At 34.9% G+C, this 24,817-nt stretch carries 23 protein-coding genes; 19 read left to right on the plus strand and 4 right to left on the minus strand.

All coding sequences use genetic code 11. The annotated features are described in order from the left end of the window. Positions 1-295 precede the first annotated feature (295 nt). On the plus strand, positions 296-1,588 hold the full coding sequence (locus ICJ83_RS02610; protein ID WP_188228793.1) for an aminopeptidase P family protein: 1,293 nt from the start codon (positions 296-298) through the stop codon (positions 1,586-1,588). 78 nt (positions 1,589-1,666) lie between these two features. Here the strand turns inward: ICJ83_RS02610 and ICJ83_RS02615 are convergent, their stop codons facing one another. After that, a complete protein-coding gene (locus ICJ83_RS02615; protein ID WP_188228794.1) occupies positions 1,667-2,992 on the minus strand; it encodes an aspartate kinase in 1,326 nt (441 codons plus the stop codon). Positions 2,993-3,152: 160 nt separating this feature from the next. Between ICJ83_RS02615 and ICJ83_RS02620 the strand changes: the two genes are divergently transcribed. The 3 genes from ICJ83_RS02620 to ICJ83_RS02630 are packed head-to-tail and all read left to right on the plus strand — an operon-like array spanning position 3,153 to position 4,922. After that, the gene (locus tag ICJ83_RS02620; RefSeq protein ID WP_188228795.1) at positions 3,153-3,809 is read left to right on the plus strand and encodes a hypothetical protein; all 657 of its coding nucleotides are present in this window, start codon (positions 3,153-3,155) and stop codon (positions 3,807-3,809) included. Between the two features lie 8 nt (positions 3,810-3,817). Next, entirely contained in the window at positions 3,818-4,597 is a 780-nt protein-coding gene (locus ICJ83_RS02625) for an alpha/beta fold hydrolase (RefSeq protein WP_188228796.1), read from the plus strand. Between the two features lie 58 nt (positions 4,598-4,655). Then, entirely contained in the window at positions 4,656-4,922 is a 267-nt protein-coding gene (locus tag ICJ83_RS02630) for a hypothetical protein (RefSeq protein ID WP_188228797.1), read from the plus strand. 81 nt (positions 4,923-5,003) lie between these two features. Here the strand turns inward: ICJ83_RS02630 and thiL are convergent, their stop codons facing one another. After that, entirely contained in the window at positions 5,004-6,041 is a 1,038-nt protein-coding gene (thiL, locus tag ICJ83_RS02635) for a thiamine-phosphate kinase (RefSeq protein ID WP_188228798.1), read from the minus strand. A gap of 227 nt (positions 6,042-6,268) precedes the next feature. Here thiL and ICJ83_RS02640 point away from each other — a divergent pair, with 227 nt between their 5' ends. From ICJ83_RS02640 to ICJ83_RS02710, 15 genes are all read left to right on the plus strand, one after another. Continuing rightward, positions 6,269-6,598: a HesB/IscA family protein gene (locus ICJ83_RS02640; RefSeq protein ID WP_188228799.1), complete on the plus strand. Its 330-nt coding sequence runs from the start codon at positions 6,269-6,271 to the stop codon at positions 6,596-6,598. Between the two features lie 24 nt (positions 6,599-6,622). After that, positions 6,623-8,071 carry a Fe-S cluster assembly protein SufB gene (gene sufB, locus ICJ83_RS02645; RefSeq protein ID WP_188228800.1) on the plus strand — a complete coding sequence of 483 codons (1,449 nt, stop codon included), beginning with the start codon at positions 6,623-6,625 and terminating at the stop codon, positions 8,069-8,071. A 42-nt stretch (positions 8,072-8,113) separates the two neighbouring features. Continuing rightward, a complete protein-coding gene (locus tag ICJ83_RS02650; protein ID WP_188228801.1) occupies positions 8,114-8,536 on the plus strand; it encodes a hypothetical protein in 423 nt (140 codons plus the stop codon). Positions 8,537-8,538: 2 nt separating this feature from the next. Then, entirely contained in the window at positions 8,539-9,291 is a 753-nt protein-coding gene (sufC, locus tag ICJ83_RS02655; RefSeq protein WP_188228802.1) for a Fe-S cluster assembly ATPase SufC, read from the plus strand. A gap of 67 nt (positions 9,292-9,358) precedes the next feature. Beyond that, positions 9,359-10,672, plus strand: a complete 1,314-nt coding sequence (gene sufD / locus ICJ83_RS02660; protein ID WP_188228803.1) for a Fe-S cluster assembly protein SufD — start codon at positions 9,359-9,361, stop codon at positions 10,670-10,672. A gap of 213 nt (positions 10,673-10,885) precedes the next feature. Next, on the plus strand, positions 10,886-12,100 hold the full coding sequence (locus ICJ83_RS02665; RefSeq protein ID WP_188228804.1) for an aminotransferase class V-fold PLP-dependent enzyme: 1,215 nt from the start codon (positions 10,886-10,888) through the stop codon (positions 12,098-12,100). A gap of 106 nt (positions 12,101-12,206) precedes the next feature. Then, complete coding sequence (locus ICJ83_RS02670; RefSeq protein ID WP_188228805.1) at positions 12,207-12,629, plus strand: SufE family protein; 423 nt, start codon at positions 12,207-12,209, stop codon at positions 12,627-12,629. A 54-nt stretch (positions 12,630-12,683) separates the two neighbouring features. Continuing rightward, positions 12,684-13,007 (plus strand): DUF59 domain-containing protein, encoded by a 324-nt coding sequence (locus tag ICJ83_RS02675; RefSeq protein WP_188228806.1) that lies wholly within the window; start codon positions 12,684-12,686, stop codon positions 13,005-13,007. 13 nt (positions 13,008-13,020) lie between these two features. Beyond that, positions 13,021-14,859 carry an ABC transporter ATP-binding protein gene (locus tag ICJ83_RS02680; RefSeq protein WP_188228807.1) on the plus strand — a complete coding sequence of 613 codons (1,839 nt, stop codon included), beginning with the start codon at positions 13,021-13,023 and terminating at the stop codon, positions 14,857-14,859. Positions 14,860-14,908: 49 nt separating this feature from the next. Then, positions 14,909-15,415: a DUF2480 family protein gene (locus ICJ83_RS02685; protein WP_188228808.1), complete on the plus strand. Its 507-nt coding sequence runs from the start codon at positions 14,909-14,911 to the stop codon at positions 15,413-15,415. Between the two features lie 115 nt (positions 15,416-15,530). After that, complete coding sequence (locus ICJ83_RS02690) at positions 15,531-16,457, plus strand: DUF3078 domain-containing protein (RefSeq protein ID WP_188228809.1); 927 nt, start codon at positions 15,531-15,533, stop codon at positions 16,455-16,457. 58 nt (positions 16,458-16,515) lie between these two features. Further along, entirely contained in the window at positions 16,516-17,136 is a 621-nt protein-coding gene (locus tag ICJ83_RS02695) for a hypothetical protein (protein ID WP_188228810.1), read from the plus strand. Further along, positions 17,121-17,861: a hypothetical protein gene (locus tag ICJ83_RS02700; protein WP_188228811.1), complete on the plus strand. Its 741-nt coding sequence runs from the start codon at positions 17,121-17,123 to the stop codon at positions 17,859-17,861. The genes ICJ83_RS02695 and ICJ83_RS02700 overlap by 16 nt, the downstream gene beginning before the upstream one ends. Before the next feature lie 327 nt (positions 17,862-18,188). Continuing rightward, positions 18,189-19,571: a glycoside hydrolase family protein gene (locus ICJ83_RS02705; protein WP_188228812.1), complete on the plus strand. Its 1,383-nt coding sequence runs from the start codon at positions 18,189-18,191 to the stop codon at positions 19,569-19,571. A gap of 249 nt (positions 19,572-19,820) precedes the next feature. Beyond that, the gene (locus ICJ83_RS02710) at positions 19,821-21,206 is read left to right on the plus strand and encodes a S41 family peptidase (protein ID WP_188228813.1); all 1,386 of its coding nucleotides are present in this window, start codon (positions 19,821-19,823) and stop codon (positions 21,204-21,206) included. A 74-nt stretch (positions 21,207-21,280) separates the two neighbouring features. Here the strand turns inward: ICJ83_RS02710 and ICJ83_RS02715 are convergent, their stop codons facing one another. Beyond that, positions 21,281-23,521 carry a transglycosylase domain-containing protein gene (locus tag ICJ83_RS02715; protein ID WP_188228814.1) on the minus strand — a complete coding sequence of 747 codons (2,241 nt, stop codon included), beginning with the start codon at positions 23,519-23,521 and terminating at the stop codon, positions 21,281-21,283. 38 nt (positions 23,522-23,559) lie between these two features. Beyond that, a complete protein-coding gene (gene hflX, locus ICJ83_RS02720; RefSeq protein WP_188228815.1) occupies positions 23,560-24,777 on the minus strand; it encodes a GTPase HflX in 1,218 nt (405 codons plus the stop codon). Positions 24,778-24,817 lie beyond the last annotated feature (40 nt).

The following is a 24,817-nucleotide window of genomic DNA, read 5'->3' on the forward strand; positions in this document are numbered from 1 at the left end:
TTATCAAGTATTTAGAATGGTTTTAAAGAAGGCTAATACTTAGAAAACAACTCTCAAAAACACCTTGTTAATCAACGGTTTTTATTCAATATTAAAAAGAAATCTAAGTAGTTTACTTATTTTTCTCCAAAAAAATAACGAATAAACTCCTAACGATCTTTTTTTTTAATTTAAATAATTGAAATTAAACCGTGTTAATCCACTTTCATAAATACCCATATTCCTAATTATAACATTTATTAACATTTACTTTCTGTACTTTTGTAACATTCTCAAAATTAAATATGTTTTTAATATGAAATATCACCCAATAGACAACGCTCTATTTATTAACAATCGAAAGAATTTTACAGCACAAATGAAGCCAAATAGTTTGGCTGTTTTTAACTCTAACGATATATACCCAATTGGCGCGGACAGCACTATGCCTTTTCAGCAAGATCGCAATATTTTTTATTTAAGTGGTGTTGATCAGGAATCAAGTATTTTATTGTTGTTTCCAGACTGTCCAAATCCAAAACATCGTGAAATTTTATTCTTAACCGAAACCAACGAACACATTGCTATTTGGGAAGGTGAAAAGTTAACTAAAGAAAAAGCTTTTGAAACATCGGGCATTAAGACTGTATACTGGCTTCAGGATTTTAATAAGATTTTCAAGGAGGTCATGTCGCAATGCGATACCGTTTATGTAAACACCAACGAGCATTACCGCTCTCACGTTGAAACCCAAACTCGCGAGGACCGATTCAACAAATGGTTAAGAGAAACTTTCCCAGCGCATAGTGTTGCAAAAAGTAATCCTATTTTACAACGTTTACGTTCTGTAAAACATCAAATAGAAATCGATTTAATTCAAAACGCCTGTAACATTACCGAAAAGGCATTTCGCAGAGTTTTAGGCTTTGTTAAACCAGGGGTTTGGGAATACGAAATTGAAGCCGAAATGATTCACGAATTTATTCGTAATCGCTCTAAAGGTTTTGCTTACACGCCTATTATTGCCTCAGGGAATAACGCCAATGTTTTGCATTATGTTGAAAATAATCAACAATGCAAGGATGGCGATTTAATTTTATTTGATACCGCCGCAGAATACGCAAACTATGCCAGCGATTTAAGTAGAACGATTCCTGTTTCTGGCCGTTACAACGAAAGACAAAAAGCAGTTTACAACGCTGTTTTACGTGTTAAAAATGAAGCAACTAAATTATTAGTACCAGGAGCAATGTGGGCAGACTACCACGTTGAAGTTGGCAAAATGATGACCTCAGAATTATTAGGTTTAGGCTTGCTAGATAAAGCCGATGTACAAAACGAAAATCCGGATTGGCCAGCGTATAAAAAATATTTTATGCACGGCACATCACACCATATGGGATTAGACACACATGACTATGGTATTTTAACCGAACCTATTCAACCGAACATGGTATTTACTGTTGAACCAGGTATTTATATTCCTGACGAAGGTTTCGGTATTCGTTTAGAAGATGATGTAGTTGTTCAGGCCCAAGGTGAACCATTAAATTTAATGGCAAATATTCCTATTGAAGCCGAAGAAATTGAAGATTTAATGAATAGTTAAACCGCACTTCAACATACACACACAAAAAATAAAGGGTCGTTTTACAACGACCCTTTTTAACAATACTAAAATTATAATTTATAGAGTGACTAATTCAAATAAATAATCGTTTAGCTTGCTAAGTGTTTTTATTTTATCGTTAGAATTGATTAATAGTGAAATATTGTTGTTGCTTCCACCGTAAGAAATCATTCTAATTTTTACATCTTGTAATATCTGAAACAACCTGTAGGTATCATGATGATTTACCACAGAATGCCCTACTAAACAAACAATGCTTTGATTTTTATCAACCTCAATCGTCGCAATTTTTTCTAATTCAACAAGAATCTTATCTAAATTCTTATTATCATCAATCGTTAAAGATACCGCAACTTCCGATGTGGTAATCATATCAATTGATGTTTTGTATACTTCAAATATTTCAAATACCTTCTTTAAAAAACCATGAGCATTAAGCATGCGTGCCGATTTTATTTTAATCGCGGTAATACCATCTTTAGCAGCAATAGCTTTAATTCCAACTTCCGAGTGGTTGTTATTTATTAAAGTACCATGTGCATCGGGATTCATAGTATTTTTTAAGCGTACCGGAATATTATCTTCCCTAACAGGCGTTACCGTTTGAGGATGTAAAATTTTTGCACCGAAATATGCTAATTCGGCAGCCTCATCGAACGATAAATTTGAAATCGGCCTTGTGTTTTCTACATATCTGGGATCGTTATTATGCATCCCATCTATATCTGTCCAGATCTGAACTTCATCAGCCTTTATAGCTGCACCAATAATAGTCGCTGTATAATCGCTTCCTCCACGTTGTAAATTAGAGATATTACCTTCGTGATCTAAACAAATAAAACCTTGCGTTATATAAATTTGAGCATCATCTGCTTGGTTGTATACGGTATTTAATTTTTCGGCTATATAATTAATGTCTGGGTCTTTCTCTTCATTTATTCGCATAAAGCTTAACGCCGGTAATAAGGTTGAACTTATACCTTCCTGCTTTAAATATGCATTAACCATGTACGTAGAAAGTAATTCTCCCTGCGCCAGAATTTCATTTTCCAAGGTTTGCGTAAATGCTGCGTTTGTCGCCTTTAATAATAAATTAAATACATTATCGATATGAGATTTTACGTCTGCGTTTAATTCAACATTTGTATTAATAAGATCATCAACAACCTTTTTATAAGTCTCATGAAGCGCATTTACCTTATTTGCCGCTTCTTCTGCTTGACCTTCCTCAATATCTTTAGCTATAGACACTAAATGATTCGTTGTACCAGACATTGCCGATAATACAACTATTTTCTTCTCGCCATCATTAATAATGCTTTTTACATTACTAATACTCTCAACCGACCCCACTGAGGTCCCTCCAAATTTTAATACTTTCATATTAATAAATACCTACTCGATTTAGTGTTCTTTTATTATCTTAAATGAAAATACATCCTTCATTTCCATTAAATTGGCTGCTAAACTATAACTCCTTTCCTTAAAAAAGATATTTATTAAAAAATATGTTTACTTTTGCACATATTGTTAAATAATTAACATGAAAACTGTATCAAACTGTGTTGAAGACATTTTAATCACACAACCCTATTTAGAAGAAGCGCTATCGCGAAATATTATAAATTTTAGTGCATTAGCGATAGAATTAACCGAACCGATAAGCAAAATGCTTAAAAAAGAGGTTAAACCTGGCGCTATTATGATGGCCTTGAGACGCTACAATCCACCGACCACTTTAACCAATTCGGTAAAAATGAAAAAGGTGATGCAAAATTTAGGCGACATTACAGTACGCTCCAACCTAACCGATTTTACCGTTAAAAATTCAGAAACCATCATTGATAACCATGCAAAAATTTTAGAGCGCATAAATCAAGAACCTAAACTTTTCTACACGTTTACGCGAGGGATACACGAAAGTAACCTTATTGTTTCGAGCAGTCTAGATTCTTTTGTAAAAGAATGCCTGGACAATGAAACATTTTTAGCATCACAAAGCGGCTTATCGGCAATCTGCGTAAACTTACCCGAAGACAATTCGAAAATAGCAGGTTTGTATTATCACTTTTTTAAACGCCTAGCCTGGGAAGGCATCGTACTTTATGAAGTTATTTCAACTACCAACGAATTCACTATTTTGGTTGAAGATGAATTTGTAGACAAAGCCTTTTCGGCTATTAAAAAAGTAAAGGCATAATATAGTTTATGACGATAGAATACAAAAACATATCAATAGCCTATACGGATACAGGTAAGGGCAATGCCGTTGTTTTACTTCATGGTTTTTTAGAAAATAAAACCATGTGGGAGCCCTTTTTACCGGAATTCTCAAAAACGCATCGTATTATATGTATCGATTTGTTAGGTCATGGTGAAACAGGATGTTTAGGTTATATACACAGCATGGAACTCATGGCCGAAAATGTTTTGGCAGTTCTAAATCATTTAGAAATTAATAAAGCAACGTTTATCGGACACTCTATGGGTGGTTATGTCGCTTTGACTTTCGCCGAAAATTATCCTGACAAAATGAAAGGGCTTTGTTTAATGAATTCAACTGCACAAGAGGACAGCCCCGATCGTAAAATAGGAAGAGACCGTGCTATTGAAGCCGTTAAGCAAAATCATAAGACCTTCATAAGAATTGCGGTTAACAACCTATTTCGCCCAAAAAACAGAGAAATTTTCTCGGAAAAAATACAGCAAGTTATTCAGGAAGCATTAAACACACCTCTACAAGGTATTATAGCTGCGCTGGAAGGTATGAAAACAAGACCAAATCGAGAACACATTTTAGAGCTTTCAGGGATTGATAAACTCATGATTGTAAGCAAAAAAGACCCTGTATTAGATTATAAAAACCTTATTAATCAAACCTTTAATAAACCTGTAAAGCTTGTAGAGTTTCCCGACGGACATATGAGCCATATCGAAAATATGAAAGAATTTTCATCTACTATGATGCATTTCATCGAAAAATTATAGCGTTTTGTCTTGTTTTTAGATGTTTTTACTTAAATTTAAAGCACTAAACCACAAAACCATGAAAACAACCCCTAACAAATCAGCCTTTATACCAAAGATGTATTGCAACCTTTTTGGTCATAATTTCAAAGTTACTAAACAAGTAACCTACCACGTTAAAGAATACACCTGTTCGCATTGTAAAAAGCAGCTTACCACAAACAGCAATGGAAATTTAACAGAACTAACACCTAAGTTTAAGGAAATCAACGCCATTTTAGAACGCATTCATCATAGTAGAATGGAACGCAGACAGCGTCAACATATAGCACCTTCACTTTATTAAAATGCTATACTTGTAAAAAACCGCTTTGACCTTAATCAAACAGTTACTACCCAACCTATACATAGTAGTAATTGCTAACACCTACTCGTCAAAATTCTTCCAGCCCTGTGCTTTTATAGGAATTTTAGTTTCCGCTCTTGTTACTAAATGCATTCCTGCACTCGATTCAGTCATATAACCAATCACCGTTAAATTTGGATTTGCCTTTATTTTAGGATAATCCTCCTGAGAAATTGTCATTAACAATTCGTAATCTTCACCACCGTTTAATGCTACCGTCGTACTGTCTATATTAAATTCTTCGCAAGTAGAGATCACTTGTGGATCTAAAGGAATTTTTGCTTCATACAAATCGCACCCAACTTTACTTTGTTTGCAAATATGCATAATTTCGGAAGACAAGCCATCACTAATATCAATCATAGATGTTGGTTTTACATCTAAATCCTTCAACAATTTAACAATATCTTTTCGTGCCTCAGGTTTTAACTGACGTTCAATAATATATGTATAAGCATCTAAATCTGGTTGATTATTGGGGTTCACTTTAAACACTTCCTTTTCGCGTTCTAAAACCTGTAACCCCATGTAAGCTCCACCTAAATCGCCAGAAACAACTAACAAATCGTTTGGTTTTGCACCACTACGATAAACTTCATTATCAACCTCACCAAGCGCAGTAACCGAGATTAACAAGCCTTTATTAGATGATGTTGTATCCCCACCAATTACATCGATATTGTAAATTTTTGCAGCTGTTTCAATACCCGCATAAATTTCTTCCAATGCTTCCAATGGAAAACGATTAGACACAGCTATAGAAACCGTTATTTGCGTTGCCGTGGCATTCATCGCAAAAACATCAGAAAGATTAACAATAACCGATTTATAGCCCAAATGCTTCAGTGGCATATAACTTAAATCGAAATGCACTCCCTCAACCAACAAATCGGTTGTTACCACTATTTTTTTCTTAAAATCTAAAACAGCAGCATCGTCTCCAATACCTTTTACTGTAGATTCATGATTTATTTTGAAATTTTTAGTCAGGTGATCAATTAATCCAAACTCACCTAAAGTACCTAAATCCGTGCGTTGTTGATTCTTATCTTCTATCATGCTGCAAAAATAAGAACCTTCTCAGACAATTAAACACTTAATGACTAATAAAAATTCAATTTATTCCTCTAATAACTAAAAAAGTACAACAAACACTTCATTTTACAAACAATAAGAAAAACCTATAAAACTATATGTGAATATAATGTTAGGCTCTATGGTTATCCCCGACTTAATATGTATATTTGCAGTCAATTTTGACAATATATTTTTTTATATAGATAATTATGATAAAGGTTTCTGAAACGGCTAAGAAAAAAGTTATCGAACTTATGCAAGATGATGGCTTTAACCCAGCTACCGATTATATCCGCGTTGGGGTAAAAAGTGGCGGTTGTTCTGGGCTATCATACGACTTAAAGTTTGATAAAGAAAAAGTAGAAGACGATAAGGTTTTTGAAGATAATGGTGTAAAAATAATTGTAGACAAGAAAAGCTTTTTATACCTTATAGGAACCACTCTGGAATATTCTGGAGGTTTAAACGGTACCGGATTTGTTTTTAACAACCCAAATGCCAACCGCACCTGTGGTTGTGGCGAATCTTTCTCTTTATAAATTTTAATAATTGAAAATTAAAGGATGAGTAAATATACTGAAGACGATTTAAGAGAAGAACTTAAAACTAAGGAATACGAATACGGATTTTATACTGATATAGAATCTGACACCTTTCCTGTGGGGTTAAATGAAGATATCGTTCGCGCAATTTCTATGAAAAAGGAAGAGCCGGAATGGATGACTGAATGGCGATTGGAAGCGTTTCGTAACTGGCAAACCATGACAGAGCCTGAATGGGCTAATGTGCATTATGAAAAACCAGATTTTCAAGCCATTTCCTATTATTCAGCACCCAATAAAAAACCAAAATATGAAAGTTTAGATGAGGTCGACCCTGAATTATTAGACACCTTTAACAAACTTGGTATTTCATTGGATGAACAAAAGAAATTAGCTGGTGTAGCTATGGACGTAGTTGTTGATTCAGTATCGGTAGCAACAACCTTTAAAAAGACCTTAGCGGAACAAGGTATTATTTTCTGTTCAATTTCTGAGGCTATTAAAGAGCACCCAGAATTAGTTAAAAAATACATAGGAACCGTGGTTCCAAAAACTGATAATTTTTACGCAGCCTTAAATAGTGCTGTATTTAGTGATGGAAGTTTCTGTTACATTCCAAAGGGTGTAAAATGCCCGATGGAACTTTCAACCTATTTCCGAATCAATCAGGCAGGGACAGGTCAATTTGAAAGAACATTGGTTATTGCAGACGAAGGCAGTTACGTAAGTTACCTTGAAGGGTGTACCGCGCCAAGTCGTGACGAAAACCAATTACACGCGGCTGTAGTAGAGCTTATCGCTTTAGATGATGCTGAAATAAAATACAGTACTGTACAAAACTGGTTTCCGGGAAATGCCGAAGGTAAAGGAGGAGTTTACAACTTCGTAACGAAGCGTGGTTTATGCGAAAAGAATGCGAAGATTTCGTGGACTCAGGTAGAAACCGGTAGTGCAGTAACCTGGAAATATCCTTCTTGTGTACTTAAAGGAGATAATTCAGTTGGTGAGTTTTACTCGATAGCTGTAACAAACAATTACCAGCAAGCCGATACGGGTACAAAGATGATTCACTTGGGTAAAAACACAAAATCAACGATTATTTCCAAAGGTATTTCCGCTGGCAAATCGCAAAACTCGTATCGTGGTTTAGTACAAATTGCAAGCCGCGCCGAAAACGCACGTAACTTTTCGCAGTGCGACAGTTTACTAATGGGTAACGAATGTGGTGCACATACCTTCCCATACATAGAGGCTAAAAATAAAACAGCACAAATCGAGCACGAGGCAACGACTAGTAAAATTGGTGAAGACCAAATTTTCTATTGTAACCAACGTGGTATAGATACCGAAAAAGCCATTGCACTTATTGTAAACGGATTCAGTAAAGAGGTTCTTAATAAGTTACCAATGGAATTCGCCGTTGAAGCTCAAAAATTATTAGAAATAAGCTTAGAAGGTAGTGTTGGATAATCGTCTTGCGTAAGCAGGAAAAAAATAAGAGACCCAATTTAAATGAAAAAAGCAATTGTATTACTTATTACCCTTTTCGTTTTAACGGCTTGTAAAAACGACAAAACAACAAAGACTATGGAGGATGTTAACAACATCGATGGTCCAGAAAAAACAGCCAAACAAAACGATGGCTTAACCTTATTAAAAGGAGAATTTGTTTATTATGACGGGGCTGCAGTAATACAAACGCATGCAAATATTTACGGCGTATTCATTAATGACAAAATGAAAGAGCTTAACCAGCTGGCCGAAAAATATAAAAAGGAACCTACCGATATGGTTCCGGTTGAAATAAGAGGAAAAATTACAAATAAAAAAGACGATAAAATTCTTTGGGAGAATAAAGTAGAAGTTATAGAGATATTAAATGTTTCTGAACCTAACCCAGAGAATAACAAAGTTGTAAAACTAGGACAAGAATAGTTATGTTAAAAATTGAGAATTTACACGCTCGTGTTGAGGATAAAGCGATTTTAAGAGGTATTAACCTAGAAGTTAAACCTGGTGAAGTACACGCTATTATGGGGCCTAATGGTTCTGGTAAAAGTACATTATCATCTGTAATTGCAGGTAAAGAAGAGTACGAAGTAACCGATGGTAACATTATTTTCGATGGTGAAGATATCGACGAATTGGCCGCAGAAGAGCGTGCTCATAAAGGTATTTTCTTATCATTTCAATACCCTGTTGAAATCCCTGGCGTTTCGGTAACTAACTTTATGAAAACAGCCATAAACGAAACCCGTAAAGCACAAGGCCTTGAAGAAATGCCAGCAAAAGATATGCTAAAATTAATCCGTGAAAAATCGGAACTATTAGAAATCGATCGTAAATTTTTATCGCGTTCTTTAAACGAAGGCTTTTCTGGAGGAGAAAAGAAACGTAATGAAATTTTCCAAATGGCCATGTTAGAACCTAAATTAGCTATTCTTGATGAAACCGATTCTGGATTAGATATCGATGCACTTCGCATTGTGGCTAATGGGGTTAACAAATTAAAAAATGAAAACAACGCAGTTGTAGTTATTACACACTACCAACGTTTATTAGATTATATCGTACCTGATTTTGTTCATGTATTGTACGATGGACGTATTGTAAAATCTGGAGGAAAAGAGTTAGCTCACGAATTAGAAGAAAAAGGCTACGACTGGATTAAAGAAGAAGCTAACGCTTAATATTAGTAAACAGTCATAATAGTTTGGATTACTACAAACTTAGACTGACAACTAAAACGTGAAGAACATGGATTTAAAAGATAAATTAGTATCATCATTTCTAGCATTTGAAAACCGCGTCGATAACGATGCATATGTTCACGATGTTAGAACCGATGCTTTCAAAATATTCGAGGAAAAAGGGTTTCCTACCAAAAAAGATGAAGCTTGGAAATACACCTCTTTAAATAGTGTATTAAAACAAGATTACAGCCTATTTCCAAAGCAGGAAGACGCTTTAGAGTATCGCGACGTAAAGAAATATTTCATCCACGATATCGACAGTTACAAAATTGTGTTTATCGATGGTAAATATTCATCGCACCTTTCTCAAACCACACACGATGGTATGGATGTATGTTTAATGTCGGCGGCATTGAGCAAACCAAAATACCAGTTAGTTATTCAAAACTATTTTAATAAGGTAGCGACTACAGATAGCTTGACATCATTAAACACAGCATTTTCAAGCGAAGGCGCTTTTATTCATATTCCAAAGAATAAAATTGTTGAAAAACCAATTCAAATTGTCCATTTTTCAACAGGAAATGAAGCAGCAACCATGCTGCAACCGCGTAACTTGATTGTGGTAGACGAGAATTCTCATGTGCAAATTATTGAACGCCATCAAAGTTTAACAGAGAACCCTGTTTTAACTAATAGTGTAACCGAAATATTTGCTAATAAACGTGCCATTGTCGATTATTATAAAATTCAAAATGACAACCACAATGCGTCTTTAATAGACAACACGTTTATAAATCAAAAACGCGAAAGTCATGCCTCTGTGCATACCTTTAGTTTTGGTGGTAAATTAACACGTAATAATCTTAACTTCTTCCAAAACGGTGAACGAATTGATTCCACGCTTAAAGGAGTTACCATTATAGGCGACAAACAACATGTTGATCACAACACTTTAGTACATCATATAGAGCCAAATTGCGAAAGTCATCAGGACTACAAAGGGATATTTGATGATAATGCTACTGGTGTCTTTAATGGAAAAGTTATTGTTGAAAAAGAAGCACAAAAAACTAATGCCTTCCAGGCCAATAACAACATACTAATAAGCGATAAAGCAACGATTAACACAAAACCTCAACTGGAAATTTTTGCTGACGATGTAAAATGTTCTCATGGGTGTACAATTGGTCAGTTGGATGAGAGTGCCATGTTTTATATGCGATCACGTGGTATTCCTGAAAAAGAAGCCAAGGGTCTTTTAATGTATGCTTTTAGCAACAACGTCTTAAGCTCGGTAAAAATTCCAGAAATAAAACAACGTATTACCAAACTTATCGCTAACAAATTAGGCGTTAATATTGGTTTCGAAGTATAATTTCTGCACAAGCAGGAATCTCATTAAGAGCATAAAATAAATATGAGTAACGGCGGAATCGAGATTTTATTTCGGTTCCGTTTTAACTAACAAAAAGAAAATAATATTAGAAGCCATTCCCGCTATCCGCTATATCTTTTTCTCGTTTTGAACCTCACGGTTTAACACTACAAAAAAGGATGTCGCTGCTATCGGGGCTAAACCAAACCTGCTATGTTTAATGTAGACGACATACGAAAAGACTTTCCTATTCTTTCACGCAAAGTAAACGGTAAACCTTTAGTCTATTTTGATAATGCTGCAACCTCACAAACCCCGCAACAGGTTATCGATGTCATTGTAGATTATTACTCAAACTACAACGCAAACATACATCGTGGTGTACATAGCTTAAGCCAGGAAGCAACCGATAAATACGAGCATGCACGACAAAAAATTCAGAAGCATTTTAATGCAAAACATGCTCACGAAATCATTTTCACCTCAGGCACAACGCATGGTATTAATTTAGTAGCTAATGGATTTTCATCGTTATTAAAAAAGGGAGACGAAATTATCGTTTCAGCTTTAGAACATCATAGTAACATAGTGCCTTGGCAAATGCTTTGCGAACGCACCGGAGCTACCTTAAAAGTAATTCCGATGAACCAGGATGGGGAATTGATTATTTCAGATTTTGACAATCTCCTTTCTGATAACACCAAACTGGTTTTTGTTAATCATATATCGAATGCTTTAGGAACAATTAACCCTATTGAACACATAATAAAACAAGCACATTTGTATGGTGCCGCTGTGTTAATTGATGGCGCACAATCCTGTCCGCACATTAAACCCGATGTACAGGCATTAGATGTCGATTTTTATGTTGCTTCCGCCCATAAAATGTGTGGCCCTACAGGCCAAGGCATGCTTTACGGAAAAGAAAGTTGGTTAAAAAAATTACCACCATACCAAGGCGGTGGAGAAATGATTGCTGAAGTGACGTTCGAAAAAACCACTTACGCCGATTTACCACATAAATTTGAAGCAGGGACCCCAAATATTTGCGGCGGTATCGCTTTTGGAGCTGCATTAGATTACATGAACTCTATTGGTTTCGATACTATTGCACAATACGAAAATGAGCTTCTAGAATACGCGACTCAGGAACTTTTAAACATTGATGAGTTGACCATTTATGGAACTTCTCAACAAAAAACATCAGTTATCTCATTTAATTTAGACGGTATTCATCCTTACGATGTAGGCACAATTCTCGATAAACTTGGTATAGCTGTACGTACCGGCCACCATTGCGCGCAACCCATAATGGACTTTTATTGTATTCCAGGTACTGTGCGAGCATCTTTTGCTTTTTACAACACTAAAGCTGAAATTGACGCCCTTGTGGCAGGAGTTAAAAAGGCCAAAATGATGCTTGCCTAATCCACGTTAACTTAAACGGTTTCAGTGTATTTTTAACTAAAAACCTCTACATCATAAATTTGTTAGAAGCTATTTCTTATTGTACTTTTACATAAAATTTGAGATTGTGACTATAGAAGAAATTCAAAATGAAATTATTGACGAATTCTCAATGTTTGAAGATTGGGAAGAACGTTATCAATATATGATAGATTTAGGGAAAGATTTACCCTTAATTGAAGAACAGTATAAAACAGATAGTAATATTATTAAAGGCTGCCAGAGTAAGGTATGGGTTCATGCCGAAATGCAAGATGATAAAATAGAATTTACTGCCGACAGTGATGCTATAATTACTAAGGGCATCATTGCTATTTTAATCCGTGTATTTTCTAACCAGCATCCAAAAGATATTATTGATGCCAATATGGATTTTATAGACCAGATTGGTTTAAAAGAACACTTATCGCCTACCCGAGCAAACGGCTTGGTAAGTATGATAAAACAACTTAAAATGTATGCCATTGCGTACCAAACACAATTAAAATAAAATATGCGTTAAGTCGCTTGTCGGATTCCGACTAAGCCTTTAAACATTACAAATATGAGCGAAGCAATTGACACGACCGAATTAGGTGAAAAAATAGTTAATGTTTTAAAAACCATTTACGACCCAGAAATCCCTGTAGATATTTACGAATTAGGGTTAATCTATGATGTTTTTGTAAATGAAGATTATGATGTTAAAATTTTAATGACATTAACGACACCTAACTGTCCTGTAGCAGAAACGTTACCTCTTGAGGTAGAAGAAAAAATAAAATCGTTAAACGAAGTCAATAGTGCCGAGGTTGAAATTACCTTCGATCCACCATGGACACAGGATTTAATGAGTGAAGAAGCCAAATTAGAATTAGGCATGCTATAATAAAAACCTTTAGATGGCGAAACGCACACCTAAATCATTAAAAGACGGCGATAAAAAAACAAATTTAAAGTCGTCTTTTAATGCACTTATTTACATTCCGCGGTTCTTCAGAGAAATTTGGAATGTCAATAAAAAATTATTCTTACTCTCTGCCTTTTGCAGACTTATTGGGGCACTGCTTCCCGTTGTTATCTTATGGGTTGGTAAATTAATAATTGATGAAATTATACATCAAATTTCCCTTGAAACAACAGATTACACCCAACTTTGGACCTATGTTGCGATTGAATTTGCTTTAGTCATATTATCCGATTTAGTAAGTCGTGCCATTTCCTTAACCGATGGCTTGTTAGGTGATGAATACAATATTTCTACTTCGGTTACCATCATTAAAAAAACCAATCAAATTAATATCAGTTTATTAGAAGATTCGGAGTTTTACGATAAACTGGAACGTGCCAGAACACAAACCACAGGTCGTGTAGGCTTAATGTCTAATGTACTAGGGCAGGCACAAAGTGCAATATCCATTGCAACCTTAGTAGCAGGTTTAATTTATTTCGAGCCGTACTTAATTATTTTATTGATACTTAGTATAATTCCTTCGTTTATTAACGAAGTACGATTTAGCCAACAACAATATTCATTAGCAAGAAGTTGGACTGCCGAACGCAGGCAATTAGACTATCTTAGATATATAGGAGCTAACGATAAAACAGCAAAAGAGATTAAACTTTTTGGACTCACCGATTTTATTGTAGACCGATTTAAAAACCTTTCTGAAGAGTACTACAAACTCAATAGAACGCTGGCTGTAAAGCGATCGGCATTAGGCTTTGTATTTAATGTGCTTGGCTCTTTAAGTTACTACGGCGCATACGTTTTCATTATTTATCGTGTGCTTTCAGGAGTTATTACCATTGGGGAACTAACATTTCTATCGGGTACGTTTAATCGTCTAATGAAAAATCTTCAAGAATTTTTTGCCAGATTTACTCGTATTTCGGAAAGTGCATTGTACTTAAAAGATTATTTCGATTTTATTGATATTTCGGTAGCTTCAAAAACAAAAGAAGATGTTCCGCTTCCAAAGCACATAAAGGAAGGGTTCGAATTTAAAAACGTGTACTTTTCATATCCTGGCTCCGAGTTTGAAATTTTAAAAGATATCAGCTTTAATTTAAAGGCTGGAGAAAAATTAGCATTTGTTGGACAAAACGGAGCTGGTAAAACCACACTTACCAAATTACTCCTACGTTTTTACGAACCTACTTCAGGAGAGATTCTATTGGATGGTATCAATATAAATCGTTTTAACAAAGGAGATTACCAAGCCTTTTTTGGTGTTATTTTCCAAGACTTTTTCAAATATGAATTTACCATTAAGGAAAATATTGCCATTGGAGATATTAATGAGCTAGACAATCAAACAAAAATTGAAAACGCAGCCGAATTAAGTTTAGCTAATCAGGTGATTAAGGACCTAAAATACGGTTATAATCAACAGTTAGGTAAGCGATTTGCTAACGGGCAAGACCTTTCAGGAGGGCAATGGCAAAAAGTAGCATTAGCAAGAGCCTATATGAAAAATGCCGAAGTGATGATTTTAGATGAGCCAACATCGGCACTTGATGCTAAAGCCGAAAGTGATGTATTTACCAGGTTTATTGGACTTACCAAGGGCAAAACCAGCATTATTATTTCTCACCGATTTAGTACAGTTAGGCAAGCCAATAGAATATTGGTTTTAGAAGACGGTAAAGTGCTTGAGCTCGGCACGCATGAAGAACTTATGGCTAACGACAATTTATATGCGCATTTATTCGCATTGCAAGCCGAAGGCTATCAATAGTATACATTTCAAAACACTTTAGTTATTAAACTTTATTTAAATTTGCAATATGGCAGAAGAAATTATAAATCGCGTAGCGAATAGTAAACTGGTAACTATCGACTTGGAAGATTATTACCCAAAAGGATCTCGCATTATTTTTGATATAAAAGACTGGCTTTTTGAAGGTTTTGTACTGCGCGAAAAAGATTTTAGGTCCTATGTAGCAGAACACGACTGGTCGCAATATGAAAACTGCTATGTAGCAATAACTTGTAGTAGCGATGCGATTATTCCTGGGTGGGCTTTTATGCTCATTAGTCTGCACTTACAACCTTACGCCAAATACATAGTTACTGGTACGCTTGAAGCCTTAGAAACCTGTCTTTACCAGGATATTATAAATCATATGGATGTTTCGCCCTATGCCGATAAACCAGTTATTATCAAAGGGTGTTCTAAAAAACCTGTACCACCAAATGCTTATATCATGCTGGTATCAAAATTAAAACCTGTCGTAAAATCGATTATGTATGGCGAGGCATGTTCGTCGGTACCGCTTTTCAAAAATAAATAAGAAATTGTGACCTCATGGTTACAAGAGGTGTCTCATGCAGTAATTATCTTAAGAGATTAATTGTTAGTTTTTCAATTAAAATTTATATTTATATTCCATTTTACAAACAAACAGAATGAAAAAAACACTACTATTACTGGTATTCTTCGTAGGTATAGCAACACTCGGTGCACAAACCAAGGAAGAACTTGAAGCAGAAAAAAAGGAAAAGAAAGCTGAAGCCGATGCGATAGCAGCAGACATTAAAGCCATACAAGCTAAAATAGATGCTTTACCGGGCTGGAGAACAGGGGCCTTTGGTACCATTGGAGGTAGCTTGTCAAACTTTAATAACTGGTATTCGCAAGGCACACCAAACAACGAATCTGGTAATATTGGGTTTACTTTAAATGCTTATGCAAATTTAATTCAAGAGAAGTTTTTCTGGAGAAATTCCTTAACCACAAACCTGAATTGGGTAAAATTAGATGATAAAGATGACCCCACAGATGATAGTGGTTTTGAGCCATCAACCGACGTTTTTAATATTTCGTCACTATACGGTAGAAACATTACTAAAACCTTAGCCGCATCAGGCTTAATGGAATATCGTACCACATTAATTGATAATTTTAACGACCCGGGATACCTCGATTTAGGTATTGGGGCTACATGGACACCCATTGAAAATTTAATAGTGGTTATTCATCCATTAAACTACAACTTTGTTTTTAGTAAAGGAGAAACTATTTACGAATCATCGTTGGGTGCTAAAATCGTAGCAGACTACACCAGAAAATTTGGTGCCATTAACTTTAAAACGAATTTATCCATGTTCCAGAGTTATAAAAGTAACGATTACTCCAATTGGACTTGGACCAACTCTTTTAGTTATACCTTATGGAAAATGATAGGTGTTGGTTTCGATTTTGGTTTAAGAAACAACAAGCAGGAAGCTCTGGATTATGCTTTAGCTCAAGATCCTGCAACTGCCACAGGGTTTGATGATCTAGACAATAAATTACAAAGTTATTACACTGTTGGTTTAAGTTATAAATTCTAAAATCAAATTTTAAAATAATACATAAACGGCTGTTTTATTAATTTAAAACAGCCGTTTTTTGATTGTAGATATTTATGTATATTTAAAAGTATATATTATATCAATGCGATATAGAAACACGCAAACAATCAAAACCTTGTCAGAATTAAACATAATATTTACTTCAATTCTGTTTTTAGTGTTTGGCGTTATCTCGGCTCAGACTCAACCTCCATTGGAAGAAGTTGAAAAACTTTTACAAAAAAAGATAACGGATGTTACTGCTTTAATCTATGAAGGCGAAACCATCTCTTATGCTGAACTGATGACGGAAAATGCTGTTATTCCTTTCTTTGGACTAACTGGAAAAGAAGAAATTAAAAAAGCGCTGACGAGATTGGATATTCCACGTACTGATTATACTATTGATTTCAGTCCTATTGTAAAAATTGATTCGACGACTTATGTTACTTCTTATACTATTAAAGAGCCATCCGGATTTACGTCGATGCAATCGGAAATATGGAAGTTTGAGGATGGACAATTTAAAATTGTGGTTGCGCATTTAATCGGCAAAGATCCTCCGATTCAAGGAGGTATAAGTAAACCTCGTTTTTTTATATCTGCTCTATTTCTGGGTGTTTTCTCCTTTTTACTATTGCTTATTTTTAAAAATGCCTGGTTATGGAAAAGAAAATAAACCATCTCCATTGGAATTTTGACCACCTTAAAAAAGATCCAGAAAAGCAATTCTTTTTACTTACAGGCCTTTGGTTTTTCTTTGTAACATTAGCTGGTTTTGCAGATAGTTTTTATCTAAAAACCAGTATAACACCAAATCCAGGGTTCCTTATAGTACATGGTATAACTTTTTCTATCTGGGTGATACTCTTTTTGGTTCAATGCGTGCTTATATCTTCAAAGAATATAATATGGCATATGCGATTAGGGAAATTTGGGGTGATATTACTATTTCTTGTTTTTGTTACCGGTTTCCACACTATAATCAACAGTGCACATGTTAGGAGTCATGAAGTTAAAGAAGGAACACTAATGCAAATATTACTTGGTGTTTCTATAGCGCTAATTGCAATTTATAACCGGAAAAAGCCCTATATCCATAAACGCATAATGGTATTGGCGATGGTTTTTTTGACCGTGGCTGCAGTACAGCGGTTAGCGCGGACGTTTTGGAATTTCGAAGATAACTTTTGGTTAATTAACGTACTATACATCGTACCATTATTGGCAATGACTGTATTTGACCAGTTCTATTTTAAAAAATTTAAATTCCTTAGTTTATTGATTTTGATCTATTGGCTTACGGACCATTTTTTATTAACAAGAGTATACACCCATTTCTTTGACTCCTATACCGGAAAAAGAATAATCGAAATGTTACAACATATTTTTCTGGTGCTCTAAAAAATATATTTAATCGTTCAATCCACTTAGTACTTAGAATTAATAATAAGCGGTCAAACAAGTGTTTAGACAAAAAAATTAAAATCAGTCTTATTTATAAGTATTAACTTACTCAATTGAAAGCCATGTTGAATTCTCATTAAAATAAAAAGTTTAAGAACAACAAGATAATGAGCTTTCTAAGCTGGATTCCTACTTCCAAAATTTCTTATATTTTTCATCAAAAATCACAATAGGTTTCCCTGAAATGTAACTATAATCAAAAAATTGTACTTTATAGCAAAATTTAGTTTGCTCATATGCGTTATTCGCGAAATTAAAATTCAAATGAAAAGTACATCAATAATCTTAACATCTCTTTTAATATTCGGTTGTAATTTTTCAAACAACCAATGGAAAATTGAAACCCAAGAAGAGTGGAAGTCTGGAGCATATAGGTATACAGATCTCGAGATTACAGAAGGCTTTATCAAACCAAAACATGATTCTGCTTACTTTTCAAGTAAAGTAAAACGTTTTAAAACAAAGCGTAAATTACAGTCCATAACATTAAAGCAAACAACGCAATGGAATAACTGGCAAGCAATTCCTAAGGTTACACCTAAAATGGCTGAAGACGCCCCTGTTTTTATTCCGATATCAGAAGGTAATTATTGGTTTCTGGCCAGATATAAAGGAAATGACTCTACGGGGTATCACTCATGGCATAGTAAGGACATGAAGCATTGGAAACATTTTGGCCCAGTTTCAAATATTACAAACAAATGGGTGACTTCAGCAGAACATGTGAATGGCAAATTCTATATCTATTTTGACAAACCGAATGATGAAGACCCTCACCTTATAATAGATGAGAACCTTACCGACGGCAAACAAGGCAAGGAAATAGGTCTAGTATTTAAAGACCCGTCTCATGGTTCGGATATGGCTATTTTCAGAGATGAGGATAATATCTTTCATCTCATATATGAAGATTGGAGTCCAATAAATCCGCGTGAAAATTCATGGGACTCTCCATTAGCAGGCCATGCTGATAGCCCAGATGGCATAAATGGTTTTTTACCGCACGAATATCCACCTCCAATAGACAAACGTACTAAACCGACAGGAAAAATTAAGAATTATGAACCGCACCCAAACCAATTAGTCCACGGGAGAGATTCAACCCCGTATACTTATGAAGTCCATGAAGGGCCTCAAGATGCATTTGGCGATTACAGCGTGATAAAAGTTGGAAAGCAATACTTTATATTCTGTGATTACGATTCGCATGATGAAACAAAATCGATGCGTGTTGGAAGATGGCGAAGTGACGATATTAATAAAACATTTGTTTGGGATGGCGAAATTGGCGAGGGCTTTCATCCAGACCCCACTGTAGGTTTTGCAGAGGGAAAATTTTATCTTTTGGTGCAAAGAAATAATTTTGATTTTATAAGTGATGGTCCTTGGGTTGATGGTATTCAAATTAGAGTAGGGACAGACACCGACAATGATGGTCATATTAACAACTGGACGAAATTCAAAACTATTAAGGAATCTTACTCACAAAAACCAGGCTATGTTAAAGTGGTAGAAACATATCCCGCAACACTCAATTTTCCTGAATTAGAGGCAGGTTATGCGTTTAAATTTGAAATCCGGTTCAATCAAAAAAATAATATTTTTCCAACATTAGATTCTTTTGAAGCAAAATTTACGGAATACTAAAAAAGAATAAACTTATTTAAATACTTGAGTCCTACAAGAAATGACATTTAACAAATGTAGACCTTTTTAAAATTAAAAAATAATTGGATTTTAGTTTTAAGCCTCATGCAAAAGTAAATTTCATGCTTACCTATAGCCCTTTTAGTTTATCATAATGAAAACGTTTTGCATAAGATTTTAAACAACAAAGAGATGATACTTGGCTCTGTAACAATTTTGCCTTTAATTCGTTTTATCTTAAACTTTAGTATGAAAAGACTCAATTTTATAATCATTTTAATACTTACATTTATTACCCAAAATGTAAAAGGACAAGAAGACATTAAGCGATTTGGGCAGAATCAAATTCATGAGGACTTAGACTATTTATATAACGCTCTCATTGACGCGCATTACAATATTTATGCCTATGTGAATAAAGAGGACTTCCAAAATAATTATAAAAACGTAAAAAAATCTATCGTAAAAGATTCCTTAACCCTGTTGGAAGCTACCAACTTATTTCAAAAAGTAACATCAGCCGCAAATAATGGTCATACAGAAATAGATTTCCCTGGGGCATCTTATGGCAAATATGCTTACAGCGGAGGCACAATATTTCCTTTGGAAATTGCTTTTGAAAATAATAAAAGTTTAGTCCGTAAAAACTTTTCAAGCAACCCAAATATAGAAATTGGCACCGAATTAGTTAGCATTAACGGTATTTCTATAAACGATATTCTTACTAAAATTTACCCACAAATCTCTGCCGAAAGAACTTATTTTAAAAATGCGAAAATTGAAATGTTATCGTTTCCAAGATTATACTGGCAGGTATTTGGAAGACAAGATATGTTTGAAGTTGAAGTTCTTTTGAACGGAAAATTAACAAAGTACAACCTATCGTCGGTTCATTTAATTGAAGCATATGAAATGAAAAGGACTGAGATTATAAATGCGCATATGAAATTAAAATTTTATGAAAATGCTGCGTATTTAAATCCGGGGAACTTTTCTGGTAACGAACAAAAATATCAACAATTTATTGACTCTTCATTTGCTGTGATTAACAAAAGAGGTAGTGATAACCTCATCATTGATTTTAGAAATAATGGTGGTGGTGATAATTCCTTTAGCGATTATTTAGTTTCTTACATTGCCGACAAGCCTTTTAAATGGACCTCTCATTTCACGATAAAAAGCAGTAAATTTTTAAAAGAACACACTAGAAAATTTAGTGATACTACGGCACCCTATTTTAAAAATATCTTAAACCATAAAGACGGAGAAATTTACGAACCTGAATTAGATGATTATCAACCTCAAGAACACTCAAGACGATTTTCGGGAAACGTATATGTTTTGGTTAACCGACAATCTCATTCGCAATCGACCGTTGCAGCTGCCCAAATACAAGACTATGGCTTTGGCACCATAGTAGGCGAAGAAACAGGAGAATACCCCTCGCTTTATGCATCGCAATTTCAATACAAGCTACCAAATACTGGCATTCCAGTGAAAGTTTCTAAAGGTTATATTACAAGAATTAATGGAAGTAAGAAAGAAGAAGGTGTTATTCCAGATATTTTTATAAAAGACCATTTATTAGACGAAGATGATGAGATATTAAATGGATTACTAAACAAATTGAATTAATTAATGATACTAGTTATGTATTTCTTCAAATTTCTTATTTAAAAAATTTCGATTTAAAACAGTTATCATACTTATTATTTCCTTTTAAACCTTCGCTCTTTTGTCTTGTTTCCAAACAAACGCTTAAAAAAACCATCGCGTTTTTCAGGTTCGCAATCAAGGTCTTCGAGTACAGCATCGGAAGGCGTTTGAAACTGCGCTTTGGTTATCGAATTAAATTGCGAATCGGCATTTAGCTTTTGATAAAACTTAGCAAAAATTGGCAGGGCCGAATTTGCCCCCTGTCCTATTCCTGTAGTTTTAAACCCGATACTGTGGTTATCGTTACCCACCCAAGTAACAGTTACCAATTTAGGAGTAATACCCACAAACCAGCCATCTTTATTGTTTTGAGTAGTTCCTGTTTTTCCAGCAATATCATTTTTTAAATTATAACTAGAACGCAAACGGGTAGCCGTACCACTATTAACCGTAGATTGCATGATTTGCAACATCACTTCGCGCGTGTAATCACTATAAGCTTGTTCTTCCTTAATTTCTGGTTTAAACGCCACAATAACGTCACCGTTTTTATCGGTTATTTTTGTTATGGCAAAAGGTCTTACAGGTCTGCTATCATTTACATAACTAGCATAAGCCCCAGTTAGTTCTCTTAAATTTATTTCTGCTACACCTAATGCTAATGATGGCTCTTCAGGCAGTTTCTTTTCAATACCCATTTTTTCAGCCTGTGCAATTACCTTTTCAATACCCACTTTATTTAGTACTTTAACCGCAATGGTGTTCACCGACTGACTTAATGCTGTTTCCAGATTGTAATTTAAATGCGCATCGTTTTCCTCCTTACCTGAATTGGTTGGTGTCCAATCATCAAAATCGGTATATGTTACTGCCGATAAAGAAAAATAGGTGCAGGGTTTCATTCCATCTTCAATAGCTGCGGTGTAAACAAATGGTTTAAAAGTAGATCCCACCTGACGTTCACTTTGCGACACATGGTCGTATTTAAAAAATCGATAATCAATCCCACCTATATAGGTTCTAACAGCGCCTGTTTGCGGGTCTATAGCCAGCATTCCGGTATTTAACAATTTCAAACTGTGTTTTAAACTATCAATGGTAGAAACATTTTCTACAGTATCACCTGTCCATTGAAACAATTCTGTTTTCCGCTTTATGGCCAGCGAATCAAGAATTTGCTTTTCGCTTAAACCCTGGTTTTTATAACGCTTATATGCCGGTAGCGATTTAATAGCTTTATTTACTATTTTCTTATCATGCCAAGGCGCATATTTGCCATACGATTGTTCATGAACGCGCTGTAAAGAACTCAAGTGTTCTTTCATTGAAGCTTCGGCTAAGGCCTGCATAGAAGAATCTAAAGTGGTATGTACAACTAAACCATCACGATACAAATCGTATGTTTCACCACTGCTTTTTTTAAGAGAATCCAGTATTTTTTTAAGTTCTTTACGAACAGATTCTCTAAAATAAGGTGCCAAACCAATATCATGATTAAAAGACTTGTAGTTTAAAACCAAAGCTTCAGCACTTAAAGAATCTGCTTCTGCTTCGGTTAAATAATCATATTTGTGCATTTGTTGGAGTACAACATCTCGTCTTGATTGGGTGCGTTCCAAATGTAATCTGGGATTGTAATAACTGGTAGCCTTAAGAGTTCCTATAAGCGCAGCTGCTTCAGAATAATTCAAATCTTTAGCAGGTTTATTAAAAAACTTACGTGACGCACTCTCTATTCCAAACGTATTATCGGGAAAGGGTACCGTATTAAAATACAGGGTGAGAATATTGTTTTTAGAATATATATCCTCAATCCGTTTCGCTATGATAGATTCTTTAAATTTATTAATAAGCATACTGAATAGGACATAGTCCTTCCTGCCGAATAAATTTTTAGCCAATTGTAAAGTAATAGTACTACCACCTCCTGCAGATTTATCGCCGAGAATAATGTTTTTAATAAACACACGAAGTAAACTTACATTATCTACACCGTCATGCTTATAAAAGCGAACATCTTCCGTAGCCACAAGGGCATCAATAAGGTGTTGCGGCAAATCATGAAATTCTAGGGGTTGCCTGTCATAAATGTAAAATTTCCCTATTAGCTTACCGTCTTTGTCTAGTAACTGTGTGGCCTCGGCTTGACTAATAGAACTTAATTCGGCACGGCTTGGTAATTTACCAAAAACACCTAAAAAAACGCTTACATAAACTATGGCAAAAAAACCAACAACCGCAAAACCTACTATTATTGCCCACCGTATCCACTTTCGCTTTAATAGTAATTTCATTAATCTTTTTTTGGAGATTTCCTGAAAATCCGTTTTTACTATTCCATTAAGTCATCGTAATCCGGATAAAGGAAGTTATTATAAGGAAAACGTGTAATATGAATTTTTCGTACTTCGTTATAAACTCGCTTTCTGAAATCTTCTAAATTCTCTTTATTTATAGCAGAAATAAACAAGGCATTTTCTCCTATTTTACCCATCCAGGTCTTTTTCCACTCCTCCAGAGAATAGTGTTTTTTAGTGCGTTCTATATCGAATTCATCATCGCTTTCAAATGGCTCTGGCTTATAGGCATCAATTTTATTAAAAACCATAATGGTGGGCTTATTGACACTATCTATTTCACCTAATATTTTATTTACCGACTCAATATGTTCTTCAAAATTAGGATGCGAAATATCTACCACATGTAACAATAAATCGGCCTCTCGAACCTCATCCAGTGTACTTTTAAAACTCTCTACCAACTGTGTTGGTAATTTTCTAATAAACCCTACAGTATCACTTAATAAAAAGGGTAAATTTTGAATTACCACTTTTCTTACTGTGGTATCCAGAGTAGCAAACAATTTATTTTCGGCAAAGACCTCACTTTTACTAATAACATTCATTAGTGTGGATTTCCCCACATTCGTATATCCAACTAGGGCTACGCGCACCATTGCGCCACGATTACCGCGCTGCACCGACATTTGCTTATCGATGGTTTTAATACGTGCTTTTAAAAGCGCAATTTTATCGCGTACTATCCGTCTATCCGTTTCAATCTCGGTTTCACCTGGACCACGCATACCAATACCCCCTTTTTGACGCTCAAGGTGTGTCCACATACCACGTAATCTTGGTAGTAAATATTCACATTGTGCCAACTCTACCTGCGTACGCGCATAACTGGTTTGTGCTCGCTGCGCAAAAATATCAAGGATTAAATTAGTTCTGTCTAAAACTTTACAGTTTAGTATTTTACTAATGTTGCGTTCTTGGGCTGCCGACAATTCATCATCAAAAATAGCCGTTCCTATGTCATTTTCTTCAATAAAATCTCGTACATCATTCATCTTACCAGTTCCAATAAACGTCTTTGGATTAGGCATATCCATTTTTTGAGTAAAACGCCCTACTACTTCTCCCCCAGCAGTGTAAGTTAAAAACTCAAGCTCATCTAAATATTCTTTAGACCTTGTTTCATCTTGGTCTTTGGTTACAATACCAATTAATACAGCTTTCTCTAAGTTTATATCTTTCTTTTCTAACATACTTATAAATAATATGCAAAGTTACATAATTGCAACCATT

It is taken from the genome of Aestuariibaculum sediminum (assembly GCF_014596945.1).
Taxonomy (GTDB): Bacteria; Bacteroidota; Bacteroidia; order Flavobacteriales; family Flavobacteriaceae; genus Aestuariibaculum; species Aestuariibaculum sediminum.